This is a genomic window from Amycolatopsis speibonae, assembly GCF_042647925.1.
Classification (GTDB): Bacteria; Actinomycetota; Actinomycetes; order Mycobacteriales; family Pseudonocardiaceae; genus Amycolatopsis; species Amycolatopsis speibonae.
Genome location: NZ_JBHRWK010000044.1, coordinates 1 through 11,758, shown reverse-complemented (window position 1 = coordinate 11,758; position 11,758 = coordinate 1). Strand labels below are relative to the sequence as shown.

Here is an 11,758-nt window from a genome sequence, read left to right as displayed (position 1 = left end):
CCCGCGAGTTATGTACGTAACAAGGATTCATGTCGACATGTTTCGGAGTGGGTGAGCAGCCTGTTCGTTCTTGTCAGTGGGCGCTGAATGCGATTATGAAGTTTGTGCGACGATGACAAAGGCGCGGCCGATCGGCGGAACCGGGTTAACATTCGCCGCATGGCTTCAGTCAATCGACTATCCACGACACGGCGCGTGACGACTACCGCGATAGCCGTAATGATCGCCACGGTTTCCCTTTCCGGTATCGCCGACGCCGCGCCCACCGGTGAGGCGCGGCCTTGGGGAAGCAACGACTACGCGCAGGGACAGGGCAACGTACCCGCCTCGGCGCTGGGCGCGAGCGCCGTTTCGGCGGGCGCGATCACCCATCTGGCGCTCAAGGACGGCGGCGTGATCGCCTGGGGCAACAACAACTACGGCCAGGCGACCGTGCCCGCCGCGGCGACGTCGGGGGTCACGGCGATCGCGGCGGGGTGGGCGCACGAACTGGCGCTCAAGAACGGCGGCGTGATCGCCTGGGGCAACGGCTTCTACGGCCAGAACGTCGTCCCGGCGGCCGCCACCTCGGGTGTCACCGCCATCTCCACCAGCGCGTACTTCAACCTCGCGCTGAAGGCGAACGGCAGCGTGCTGAGCTGGGGTTCGAGGACGGCCGTGCCCACGACGGTTTCGTCGGGGGCCACCGCGATCTCGGCGGGCGGTGACCACGGGCTCGCGCTCAAGAACGGCGGCGTCGTCGCCTGGGGCAGCAACGGGAAAGGCCAGATCACCGTGCCCGCGGCGGCGACGTCGGGAGTGTCGGCGATCTCGGCGGGGTTCCGGCACAGCATCGCGCTGAAGAACGGTGGCGTCATCGCGTGGGGCGACAACACTTCCGGTCAGGCCACTGTTCCGCCGGAAGCGCTGTCCGACGTCGTCGCCATCGACGCAGGCTACAACCACAACGTCGCGCTCAAGTCCGACGGGAGTGTTTTCGCCTGGGGCAGCAACGTGAAGCAGGAAAGCCGGGACACCAGCACGGAACCGCCGACGGACTTCTGGAAGTTCTCCGGCGTCTGCGCCCCGGTCTACGCCATTTCCGCAGGTGACAGCACCGGTGTCGCACTGGTCGACCCGAACGCGCCGTACTTCTGCTGACGTTCCGTGAAGGCCTCCTTGAGGGACTCGGAGTCCCTCAAGGAGGCCTTCACGGACTTGCGCGTCAGGACAGGTTCGACTTCATGTTCAGGTTGATCGTGTTGCCCGGACCGGAGATCAACGCGCCCAGCGCGAGGTCGTTGATGAAGCAGTCCTTGAACTCGGGGATCGTGAACACGCCCGACGACGGGATGGTCTCCGCGAACAGGTCGACGTTCTTCGACACCAGGGTCAGGTCGAGCGGTTTGACCGTCTTGCAGGCGTTCGGCACCGTCGGGAGCGGGATGACCGGCCAGAACAGGCCGACGACGATGTTGTCGATCAGCATGTTCGCCTGCGAATGGGTGGTCAGGTCGCCGTTGGCCAGCGTGCCGGTGACCGGGCCGGTCGGCTCGATCCGCACGCGGGCCTTGATCTTGAAGACACCCGAGACCAGCGAGATGTTCGCCGTCGAGGGCGGCAGGGACAGATCGCCGCGGATCCCGACGTTGTCACCGTCGATGACCAGGGCGCCGTTGAGCTGGCCCGGGCCGAGATCGAGGCTGCCGCCGGTCTTCTTCACCACGGTCTTCCCGGTGACGGTGTAGGACACCGGGATCTCCACCGGGTCGTCCGCCAGGGCCGGGGTGGCGGCAAGGGAGCCCGCCATGGCGGCCGCGGCGGTGAGTGCGACCACCGTGCCGAGACGGCGACGGACGGTTTTCGGGCGCGTTCGACCGAACATGGGTTTCTCCTCGTTTTCTCTCGTGTTTTATACCGCTCGAAAAATGAGAAATGGCTTGTTTGTCACCGGGGGACGAGGTCGGTGATGACCCAATTGTCGCCTTCGCGTTCCGCGGTGATCGAAAGCTGGGCGGCGGCCGTCGTCGACGAATTGTTGTCGGCTCGTGTCGCCGCTTGATCGAGGAATACCAGCAGTCGCGCTTTACCGTCGCCGAGTTCCTGGACGGCGGAGGAGGAGACGCGGGTCGTGAGGACGAGTTTCTGTACCGGAGCCTTTTCCCTGACCTGTGCGAACAACTGGTTGTACGACTCCAGCGCCTTGCCTCTCAGCGCCGAAGCGGCCGCTTTTTCGGTGACGTCCGTCCGGTCGTAGGAATAGGAGAAGACCTTGTTGAGCGCCACTGTCACCGCGGAGTTCACCTCGGCGCTCGCCCCGACGTCGGTGAGCGCCGTGTTGGCCGCCGCCGGAGCCGACGAGATCGACCTCGCCTGCAGCGTGAACCACACCCCCGCCGCCACCAGCACGGCCGCCGCGACCAGCAGGATCAGCGGCAGCTTCGGCCGGCGGGACGGCTGTTCGGCGGTCTCTTCGGCGACGGGTTCGGCCGTGGTCTCGGTCTCGGTTTCGGTTTCGGTCTCCGTGACATCGTCGGTGTCGGCCGTGGCGGTCATCGCGCACCCACCGGGAGCTGGTCGAGCGCGCTGAGCTTCCAGCCTTCGCCGGTCCTGGTCAGTCCGGCGGCGAACCGGTTGCGCTTCGTCGTCGGCGCCGCGCCTTCCTTCGCCATCGTGATCTCCACCGAAGCCAGCATCTTGGCCGTTCCCGCGTGGTCGTCGAGTTCGCTGATCGCCGCGTCGAGCACCTTGCCCGTCGAGACCGTCGCGTTCTTGGTGAGCGTCTGCTTCGTCGCGTCGTCGGTCTTGCCCAGCTGATCGCGCAGGGGACCGGTCGACGCGGCCAGCCAGTCGGCGATGCCCTCCTCGACGCGGTGGTGGTCGAGGCTGGTCAGCCGGGCGACGAGCTCACGCCCGGTCTTGAGCGCGTCGTCGCGCGAGTTGCCGTAGGCCACGGCCTCGGAACCCGTCGCGGTGAACCAGGTGTACCCGGCCCATCCGGCGAACGCGCAGGCCGCGGCGAACACGGCGATCGCGATCTTCAGTTGCGCAGCCACAACATCTCCTCGAGGCTGGTGGACGTCGGCTGGCCGTCGGCGCCGAACCCGCCGGGGATGGAGGCGGGCGGGACACCGCCCTTCGGCGCGTTCTGCGAGCCGCGGACCGAGCTCGGGTCGCCCTTTTCGAGCGTGCACGCGGCACCGGTGTTGAACGGCAGCGCCGAGAGTTCCGCGCTGCTGCGGATCTTCGTGCCCTCGTAGCCCTTGGTGCACGGCATCGGGTCGAAGAAGGTCAGGGTCAGCCCGACCTTCCCGGACTCTCCGTCGATGGCCGCGTCGACGGCGGAGACCGCCTTCGGGGTGTTGATCAGCAGCTGACGAAGGCCGTCGGTGCGCGTGGAGAACACGTGCGACGTGGTGAGCAGGTTCGCCAGCAGGATCGGCAGCCCGGGCTCGTTGTCCCGCAGCAGCCCGGAGAGCTGGGTCGCCGCGCCGGGCGCGGTCGCGATCAGCTGGCGCAGGTCACCGTCCGAACGGGCCAGTTGCCGGGCGAACTGCCTGGCGTTGTCGCTGAACTGCCGCCACGCCAGCGACGAGTCGACCTGGGTCTTCAGCACGGTCGAGCCGTCGGTGAGCAGCTTCTCCGTCTGCGGCAGGTGGTTCGCGGCCTGTTTGGTGAAGTCGGTGGTGGAGTCCAGCAGCACCTGGAGGTTCGCGCCGGAACCGCGCAGGGCGTTGTCGAGTTCGTCGACCACGGTCCGCAGATCCTCGGTCGGCACGGACGCGGTCAGCGAGTCCAGGTCGGTCAGCAGATGCTGCACCGGCAGCGGGACACTTGTCGCCTCGCGCGGGATGACCGAACCCTCGGCGAGGAACGGCCCGTCGCCTGTCCGCGGCTGCAGGTCGACGAACTGCTCGCCGACCGCGGACCGGTTCGCCACGACCGCCCGCGAGTTCGCGGGGATCGACGGCGCGTCGTCGTCGATCAGCAGATCCGCTTCCATGCCCCCGGCGGTGAGCCGGAGTTCGCCGACCCGGCCGACGGCGACGCCGCGGTAGGTCACTTCGCCGTTGGTGAACAGGCCTCCGCCGTCGGTCAGCGCGAGCTTCACGGTGAAACCGCTCGCCCCGAAGAGCCGGCCGAGCCCCGCGTAGTTGGCCCCCACGAACGCCGTCGTCGCCAGCGCGATGATGACGAACGCGATCACCTGGATCCGGACACGGGTGGTGAGCATCAGCTACCTCCGGAGGACGGCAGCGGAAGGGTGGGGAGCCCCGGCGGGACCCCTTCGCCCGGGGGAGGCAGTTCGACGCCCGGCGCGGGGACCATCGAGGCGTAGACATTCAGGTAGTCGCCCTTGATCCCGTCGCGGACGGCGTCGGTGAACGGGAACGTCGGCAGGATCTCCAGCGACTTGGGCAGGTTCTCGCCGGCGTCGGCCAGCCGCTTGAGGATCGGCGCGAGCGCGGTGAGATCGGCGACGAGATCGGCCCTGGTCTTCTTGATCACGTCGACGCTGACCCCGGAGAGCCGGTCCAGCGCCTGCAGCATCGAGACGAGCTGGGTGCGCTGTTCGGAAAGGCTCTTCAGACCGGGGGTGAGGTCGGTGAGCGCGCCTTCGACCTGCGTCTTCCGGTTCGCCAGTGTCGTCGAGAGCCGGTTGAGCCCGTCGAGCGCCGAGGTGATGTCGGAGCGGTGCGTGTCCAGGTTGGACACCAGTTGTTCCACAGTGGACAGGAAGGAGCGGATCTCCTCCTCGTTGCCGTCCATCACCTTCGACAGTTCGCGGTTGATGGTCTGCAGCTGGCCGATCCCGCCGCCGTTGAGCAGCAGGGAGAGCGCGCCGAAGATCTCCTCGAACTCCGGGTTGCGGTTCGTGCTCGCGACGGGGATCACCCCGCCGTCGCCCAGCCTGCCTTCGGCCTTCGCCGCGCTCGGGGCGAGCTCGATGAACTTCTCGCCGAGCAGGCTGGACTGCCGCAGCCGCGCGATGGCGTTGGCGGGCAGGCGGACGTCGCCGTTGACGGCCAGGACGGTTTCCGCCGTCCAGCCGTCTTCGCCGAGCTTGATCGTCTCGACCCGGCCGACCGGGACGTCGCCGACCTTCACCGCGGCCTGGGGGACCAGGTCGAGCACGTCGGCGAACTGCACGGTCACCCGGTACGGATGGTCGCCGATGTCCGCGCCGCCGGGCAGCGGCAGGTCGTAGACACCCTTGAAATCGGAGGAACACGCGGTGAGCGCGAGACAGCACGCGGCGAGTACCGCGATCGTCCGTTTCGTGGTCATCAGCGGCCCCCGGTGTAGGTGTCGCCGGCGACCGGAAGCGGCAGCGGGGCGTAGTCGAGCAGGAGGCCGCGACCCTGCAGCTTCCCGGTCTTCGAGTCGACGGCTTCGAGCACGTTCGTCACCGCCAGCGGGATCGTGTCGAGGGTCTCGGCCAGCGCGGCGCGTTTGTCGACCAGCGTCCCGGTGGTCACCGCGAGCTTGTCCACATTGGACTTGATCAGCGCGCGGTTGTCCCGGATGAACTGCTGGATCTGCGCCAGCGCGCCACCGAGGCCGTTCAGCGCGCGGGCGAGCTCGTCCTTGTTCCGCGCCAGCGTCCCGGTCACCGAGGCGAGCTGCTTGTTGATCTCGCTGACGTTCCGGTCGTTGGTCGCCAGCATCGAGGTGAACCGCTGCAGTTCGTCGACGGTGGCGAACAGGTTCTGCGAGTTCCCGGACAGTGTCCTGGCGAGGTCGGCGAAGTTGCGCACCGACTCGTTGAACGGCTTCCCGTTGCCCTGCAGGTTCTTCGCGCCGGTGCGCAGCAGATCCGAAAGGGCGCCGTCGGCGTTCGCGCCCTTGGGACCGAGGGCCTTGGCGAGCGTGTCGAGGCTGGAGTAGAGCTGGTCGAGTTCCACCGGCGTGCCGGTGCGCTCCATCGGGATCGTCGCGCCGTCGTTCAGCCGGTTCCCGGAGCGGGTGAGCTTGGTGAACTGGACGTACCGGTCGGCGACCACACTCGGCGCCACGACGAGGACGTTGGTGTCGGCGGCGATCGGCGTCGAGCCGTCGACGGTCAGGACGACCTTGACCTGCTCGCCCTCCGGGGCCACCGATTCGACCTGGCCGACCCGGACGCCGAGCACCCGGACGTCCGATCCACTGTAGACACCGACGGCACGCGAGAAGTACACGGTGACGCGGTCGAGCCCGCTGCCGGAGAAGATCCACCAGAGACCGCCGACGACGGCCAGCGCGAGCACGAGCGCCAGGGTGACGAACCTGCTGGTCATCGCCCACCTCCGGGAATCGGCGGGGTGCAGGGATCCCGGTTCTCCGGGATGAGCCCGCACAGGTAGCTGTCCACCCAGCGTCCGTTGCCGAGCGAGTTGTTCACCACGCGGAAGTACGGCGCGGCGAGGTCGAGGCTCTTGGCGAGATTGTCGTTCTGCCGCTGCAGGATGTCGGTCACCTCTCCGAGCTGGCTGAGCGCGCCGCCGAGCTGCTCCTTGTTGTCCTGCACCAGGCCCGAAAGCTGGGTGGCGAGGTCCTTCGATCCGGTCAGCAGGTCGTGGATCGCCTGGCGCCGGTTGTCCAGTTCGGTCAGCAGCAGATTGCCGTCCGAGAGGAGCTTGGCGAAGTCTTCGTTCGAGTTCGCGAGCGTCGTGGTGAGGCCGTGCGCGTTCGAAAGCAGGCTGGCGAGTTCGGTGTCCCTGGAGGACACGGTCTTCGACAGCGACGTCAGCCCTTCCAAGGCCTTCCGGATGTGGTCGGGCGAGTTCTTGAACGTGTCGCTGAGCGTGGTGAAGCTTTCCGCGAGCTGATCGGTGTCGATCGCGCCCGCGGTGTCGGCGAGCCCGTTGAAAGCCTCGGTGACGTCATAGGGCGTCACGGTCCGGGTGCGCGGGATGACCTGCTTCGGGTTCTGCACCGTCTCGCCGGTCGGGCGCAGCGCGAGGAACTTCCGGCCCAGCAGGGTCTTGATCTTGATCTCGGCGGCGGTCCGGTCGCCGAGCCAGGCGTCCTTGACCCGGAAGCTCACCACCACGTGGTCCTCGGCGAGCTGGACGTCGCTCACCTCGCCGACCTTGATCCCGGCGATCCGGACCTCGTCGTCGGCCTGCAACCCGGCCGCTTCGGAGAATTCGGCCTGGTAGGTGGTACCGGAGCCGATGATCGGGAGGTTCTCGTAGTTGAGCGTCGCGGTCAGCAGCGCGGCCGCGACGGCGCTGCCGACGACACCGATGACGATCGGGTTCCGCTCCTTGAAGGGTTTCACGACGCGCACCTCTCCGCCGTCGCCGGGACCCCGCGGGGAGGGTTGCTCCGGAGGACGGCCGAGCACAGGTAGAAGTTCATCCACGATCCGTACGAGCTGATCCGGCCCAGGTCGTTCAGCTTCCCCGGAAGCTCGGTGAGGACCCGTTCGACCTCGGGTTTGCCCTGGTCGGTCGTCAGCGCGCCGGAGAGCAGGCCGAGTCCCTCGATGCTGTCCTTGAGCGGCTCCCTGCCCTGTTCGAGCAGACCGGCGGTGGCGGTGGTGAGGTCCGCGAGCCCGGAGACGGCCTCCCCGATCTCGGCGCGGTCACCGGCCAGGCCGGACACCAGCTCCCTCAGTGTGGAGACCAAAGTGGACAGTGCGTCACCCTTGCCGTTGATGGTCTTCAGCACCGTGTCCAGGTTCGTGATCACGTCACCGATCACCTTGTCGCGACCGGCGAGCGTGGTGGTCAGCGAACCGGTGTGCGCCAGCAGGCTTTCCACCGTGCCGCCCTCGCCCTGCAGCACCTGGACGATCTCGCCGGAGAGCTGGTTGACGTCCTTGGGGGACAACGCCTGGAACAGCGGTTTGAAGCCGTTGAACAGTTCCGTGAGATCCAGTGCGGGAGTCGTGCGTTCCAGCGGGATCTCCGCCCCCGGGTCCAGGAGTGCGCGGGTGCCCTTGCCGCGTTCGAGGGCGATGTAGCGCTGGCCGACCATGTTGCGGTACTTGATCACCGCGTTCACGTCGGCGGGCAGCCTGCGCTGGGAGTCGAGCGAGAACCGGACCCGGGCCAGGCTGTGGTCGGCGATTTCGAGTTCTTCGATCTGGCCGACCCGCACCCCGGAGATCCGGACGTCGTCGCCGACGTTCAGCGACGTCGCGTCGAGGAATTTGGCGCTGTAGGTCTTGGTGTCGCCGAGGCCGGTGTTCGTGATGGACACCGCCAGCAGCACCGTGGCCAGCGTCGTGATGACGACGAAGATCAGCCCCTTGATCAGCGGGCTCACGAAGTTCCTCATCGCAAGGTCACCTCCGTGCCCCGGTAGAGCGGCCCGACGAGCACACTGCCCCAAGCGGGCACCTGGTTGACCGGGACACCGGCCGACGGCGCGACCAGCGTGGAGATCAGCTGCTGTTCCTGCGGCGAGTTCGCCAGGCCGAGGTCGCCCTGTACGCCCGGGAGCGCGGCGGTCTTCTCACCGGTCGCCACGATGCCCTGGCCCATCATGCTGTTCGACGGGTAGCAGCGTGGTTCACCGGTGGCGTTGTAGACCGGGTCGTCCTTGCCGGGAACGTATTTCGCGCGGGGCTGGGTGACGGTGATCTCCGCGTGCAGGCCGGGTTCGGCGGTGCCCTTGCCCAGCACCTTGTCCATCTGCGGCTTCAGCTTGGCCAGCGCTTCGATCGTGCAGGCGAAACTCGGCGAGTACTTCGCGGCGACTTCGAGCGGAGCCCGGCTGTCGGCGGCGAGCGCGATGATGTTGGCTCGATTGTTGGCGAGGAACGTCGTGACCTGCTGGGAAGATGACGTCACCTGCTGGTACACGGTCGCCAGTTCGGCACGTTTCTCCTTGACGGTGTCGAGGGTGACCGCCGAAGCGCTCAGCGAGTCGAGCAGGTCCGGCGCGATGTCGCCGTACAGCTTCGAAACCGTGGCGAGGTCGCGGATGTTGTCGTTCAGCGCCGGGAGGTTCGGGTTGAACTCTTTGAGGTACCGGGCCGCGGTGGCCAGGGTGTCGCCGATCTGGTCGCCGCGGCCTTCCAGCGCGGTGGCGACCGTGGTCAGCGTGGTGGCGAGCTTCTGCGGCTGTACAGCCTGGAGCAGCGGCAACAGGTTGTCGAAGACCCGCTCCAGTTCGATCGCGTTGGCCGAGCGGTCCTGGCTGATCACGTCGCCCGAACTCAAGGGTCCGGCCGTCGATCCGTCCGGAATGGACAGTTGCACGTACCGCTCACCGAACAACGTCTTCGGCACGAGCAGCGCGGACACGTTCTTCGGCAGCTGGGAGACCTTGCCGGGCTCCATGGCCAGGTCGATCTCCGCGCCTCCCGGCGTGGCACGGACGCCGCGGATCTCGCCGACCACCACGCCGCGTGCCTTGACCTGCCCGCCCGCGCGCAACTGGTTGCCGACACGGTCCGCCTGCAGCGTCACCGGGACCGACGTGACGAAGTCCTTCTGATAGATCTTGATCGACAGCAGCACGAGGGCGGACATCACCACGAGGAACAGCACCCCGGCCGTCCGGACCCCGGCCTTGCGCAGCCCGCGCCGGCTCATCCGGCCACCTGCACCGTCGTGGTCGCGCCCCAGATCGCGAGGCTGAGGAAGAAGTCCAGCACGCTGACGGCCACGATCGCGGTCCGCACCCCGCGGCCGACCGCCACCCCGACGCCCGCCGGCCCGCCGCTCGCGCGGAAACCGTAGTAACAGTGGGCGAGCACGATCACGACGCTGAACACCAGCACCTTGCCGAACGACCAGAGCACGTCGCCGGGCGGCAGGAACAGCAGGAAGTAGTGGTCGTAGGTGCCCGCGGACTGGCCGTAGAACCAGACGGTGATCTGGCGTGAAGCGAGATACGAGGTCAGCAGGCCGATCGCGTACAGCGGGATGACCGCGAGGAAGCCCGCGATGATCCGGGTGGTAACCAGGTACGGGACGCTGGGAATGCCCATCACTTCGAGCGCGTCGATCTCCTCGGAGATCCGCATCGCGCCCAGTTGCGCGGTGAACCCGCAGCCGACGGTGGCCGAAAGCGCCAGCCCGGCGACGAGCGGCGCGATCTCGCGGGTGTTGAAGTACGCGGAGACGAAGCCTGCGAACGCCGACGTGCCGACCTGGTTGAGCGCCGAATAGCCCTGGAGCCCGACGACCGTGCCGGTGAACACGGTCATCCCGATCATCACGCCGATCGTGCCGCCGATGACCGCGAGCGCGCCGCTGCCGAAGCTGACTTCGGCCAGCAGGCGGGTGATCTCGCGGAGATAGCGGTGCACCGCGCGCGGCACCCAGGCGAGCGCCTTGAGGAAGAAGAGGATCTGGTCGCCGAGCGTGTCCAGGAAACCGAACCGGCGGTCCACCGCCTCGCGGACCCGCGTGGCGCGGGTGCTCGTGGGGGGAGGTGTCGTCGTGGTCATCAGCTGCCCTTCGCCGGGACGAGCTGCAGGTAAAGCGTCGTCAGCACGAGGTTCAACAGGAACAGGAGCAGGAACGTGATCACCACGGATTGGTTCACCGCGTCACCGACGCCTTTCGGGCCACCTTTCGGATTGAGCCCGCGATAAGAGGCGACGATCGCCGCGACGAAACCGAAGATGACCGCTTTGATCTCGCTGATCCAGAGGTCCGGAAGCTGCGCGAGAGCGGAGAAACTGGCCAGATACGCACCCGGTGTCCCGTTCTGCATGATGACGTTGAAGAAATAGCCGCCGAGGACACCGACCACGCTGACCATTCCGTTGAGGAAGGCGGCGACCCCCATCGCGGCGAGCACCCGCGGCACGATCAGGCGCTGGATCGGGGAGACCCCGAGCACCTCCATCGCGTCGATCTCCTCGCGGATCGTGCGGGACCCGAGGTCCGCGCACATCGCCGACCCGCCGGCGCCCGCGATCAGCAGCGCCGTCACGATCGGGCTCGCCTGCTGGATGATCGCCAGCACACTGGCCGCGCCGGTGAAGGACTGCGCGCCGATCTGCGCGGTCAGCGAACCGATGTGCAGCGCGATGACCGCGCCGAACGGGATCGCGACCAGCGCCGTCGGCAGGATCGACACACTCGCGATGAACCAGAACTGCTGGATCAGCTCGCGGGCCTGGAACGGCCGCCGGAAGGTCAGGCGGACGACGTCGAGGCCGAGTGAGTAGAGCCTGCCGGTCTCCCGGATCGCACCCGCGCCGGGGAATGAGGGTGCGTTAGTCCGGACGCCCACGCCGACCCTCCCGTTTTCCGGGCACGGCGAATACACCCCAGCTTGCGCAATTCCTTTGCTCCGAATGGCGGAACGGAATCGTTGAATAAGATCAACGGGGTGTTACCGTGCTGTTTGCTACTGGTCGGTACGCTAATCACGCGCCTGCCTGGTGACAAGAACTTCGGTGTGATCAAGACGTCACGTCCTGGTAACCGGTGAATTCTTGTCCCTATCTGACAAAGGCGGACGGGGATCTTGTCCGTTCTTTCGTGTTCGGCGGCGGGGTGGGTCACCACGGTCAGTGGTGACCCGATGGTCACCCGCTTGGCGGCTCGATCGGTCCTCGAGTCGCTCTTGGGTCGCTTGTCCGTGAAGGCCTTGGCGGACCCAGGGTCCCTCAAGGAGGCCTTCACGGACTTGGCGCTGGCCCGGCTGTGTGCCGGGCTTGGCGGTAGGGCAAACGTGTCATGTCATTGGGGGCGTTCCGGGGTCGGTGTGGGCCCGTGTTGGGGGGCCCAGTGTTTTCCGGACAGCTGCTTAGTTGCTAATTTTACGCTGCGAGCTGTCGGTTCAGATACTCGGCGTGGACCTCGTGTGGGGTCTTGTAACC

At 67.3% G+C, this 11,758-nt stretch carries 12 protein-coding genes; 1 reads left to right on the top strand and 11 read right to left on the bottom strand.

Translation table 11 applies throughout. From position 1 onward, the window contains the following. Nucleotides 1-219: 219 nt before the first annotated feature. A complete protein-coding gene (locus ACFOSH_RS26205; RefSeq protein ID WP_378241919.1) occupies nt 220-1,140 on the top strand; it encodes an RCC1 domain-containing protein in 921 nt (306 codons plus the stop codon). A gap of 64 nt (nt 1,141-1,204) precedes the next feature. Here the strand turns inward: ACFOSH_RS26205 and ACFOSH_RS26200 are convergent, their stop codons facing one another. From ACFOSH_RS26200 to ACFOSH_RS26150, 11 genes are all read right to left on the bottom strand, one after another. Further along, a complete protein-coding gene (locus ACFOSH_RS26200) occupies nt 1,205-1,864 on the bottom strand; it encodes a hypothetical protein (RefSeq protein WP_378241715.1) in 660 nt (219 codons plus the stop codon). A gap of 62 nt (nt 1,865-1,926) precedes the next feature. Continuing rightward, complete coding sequence (locus ACFOSH_RS26195) at nt 1,927-2,535, bottom strand: hypothetical protein (protein ID WP_378241714.1); 609 nt, start codon at nt 2,533-2,535, stop codon at nt 1,927-1,929. Then, entirely contained in the window at nt 2,532-3,035 is a 504-nt protein-coding gene (locus tag ACFOSH_RS26190) for a hypothetical protein (protein ID WP_378241713.1), read from the bottom strand. Before ACFOSH_RS26190 ends, ACFOSH_RS26195 begins: the two co-directional genes overlap by 4 nt. After that, nucleotides 3,020-4,213 (bottom strand): MCE family protein, encoded by a 1,194-nt coding sequence (locus ACFOSH_RS26185; RefSeq protein ID WP_378241712.1) that lies wholly within the window; start codon nt 4,211-4,213, stop codon nt 3,020-3,022. The genes ACFOSH_RS26190 and ACFOSH_RS26185 overlap by 16 nt, the downstream gene beginning before the upstream one ends. Beyond that, on the bottom strand, nt 4,213-5,268 hold the full coding sequence (locus tag ACFOSH_RS26180; protein ID WP_378241711.1) for an MCE family protein: 1,056 nt from the start codon (nt 5,266-5,268) through the stop codon (nt 4,213-4,215). The genes ACFOSH_RS26185 and ACFOSH_RS26180 overlap by 1 nt, the downstream gene beginning before the upstream one ends. Beyond that, a complete protein-coding gene (locus tag ACFOSH_RS26175) occupies nt 5,268-6,260 on the bottom strand; it encodes an MCE family protein (protein ID WP_378241710.1) in 993 nt (330 codons plus the stop codon). Before ACFOSH_RS26175 ends, ACFOSH_RS26180 begins: the two co-directional genes overlap by 1 nt. Further along, nucleotides 6,257-7,246 carry an MCE family protein gene (locus tag ACFOSH_RS26170; protein ID WP_378241709.1) on the bottom strand — a complete coding sequence of 330 codons (990 nt, stop codon included), beginning with the start codon at nt 7,244-7,246 and terminating at the stop codon, nt 6,257-6,259. Before ACFOSH_RS26170 ends, ACFOSH_RS26175 begins: the two co-directional genes overlap by 4 nt. Next, on the bottom strand, nt 7,243-8,250 hold the full coding sequence (locus ACFOSH_RS26165) for an MCE family protein (RefSeq protein WP_378241708.1): 1,008 nt from the start codon (nt 8,248-8,250) through the stop codon (nt 7,243-7,245). The genes ACFOSH_RS26170 and ACFOSH_RS26165 overlap by 4 nt, the downstream gene beginning before the upstream one ends. Beyond that, a complete protein-coding gene (locus ACFOSH_RS26160; RefSeq protein WP_378241707.1) occupies nt 8,247-9,512 on the bottom strand; it encodes an MCE family protein in 1,266 nt (421 codons plus the stop codon). Before ACFOSH_RS26160 ends, ACFOSH_RS26165 begins: the two co-directional genes overlap by 4 nt. Further along, entirely contained in the window at nt 9,509-10,372 is an 864-nt protein-coding gene (locus ACFOSH_RS26155) for an MlaE family ABC transporter permease (protein ID WP_378241706.1), read from the bottom strand. Before ACFOSH_RS26155 ends, ACFOSH_RS26160 begins: the two co-directional genes overlap by 4 nt. Continuing rightward, nucleotides 10,372-11,166, bottom strand: a complete 795-nt coding sequence (locus ACFOSH_RS26150; protein WP_020630757.1) for an MlaE family ABC transporter permease — start codon at nt 11,164-11,166, stop codon at nt 10,372-10,374. The genes ACFOSH_RS26155 and ACFOSH_RS26150 overlap by 1 nt, the downstream gene beginning before the upstream one ends. Between the last annotated feature and the right edge of the window lie 592 nt (nt 11,167-11,758).

Excerpts from the sequence above, each read along its gene's own strand:
- ACFOSH_RS26180 (WP_378241711.1), bottom strand. The coding sequence starts at position 5,268 with ATGACCACGAAACGGACGATCGCGGTACTCGCCGCGTGCTGTCTCGCG.
- ACFOSH_RS26200 (WP_378241715.1), bottom strand. The coding sequence starts at position 1,864 with ATGTTCGGTCGAACGCGCCCGAAAACCGTCCGTCGCCGTCTCGGCACG.
- ACFOSH_RS26165 (WP_378241708.1), bottom strand. The coding sequence starts at position 8,250 with ATGAGGAACTTCGTGAGCCCGCTGATCAAGGGGCTGATCTTCGTCGTC.
- ACFOSH_RS26205 (WP_378241919.1), top strand. The coding sequence starts at position 220 with ATGATCGCCACGGTTTCCCTTTCCGGTATCGCCGACGCCGCGCCCACC.
- ACFOSH_RS26195 (WP_378241714.1), bottom strand. The coding sequence starts at position 2,535 with ATGACCGCCACGGCCGACACCGACGATGTCACGGAGACCGAAACCGAA.
- ACFOSH_RS26155 (WP_378241706.1), bottom strand. The coding sequence starts at position 10,372 with ATGACCACGACGACACCTCCCCCCACGAGCACCCGCGCCACGCGGGTC.
- ACFOSH_RS26160 (WP_378241707.1), bottom strand. The coding sequence starts at position 9,512 with ATGAGCCGGCGCGGGCTGCGCAAGGCCGGGGTCCGGACGGCCGGGGTG.
- ACFOSH_RS26185 (WP_378241712.1), bottom strand. The coding sequence starts at position 4,213 with ATGCTCACCACCCGTGTCCGGATCCAGGTGATCGCGTTCGTCATCATC.
- ACFOSH_RS26175 (WP_378241710.1), bottom strand. The coding sequence starts at position 6,260 with ATGACCAGCAGGTTCGTCACCCTGGCGCTCGTGCTCGCGCTGGCCGTC.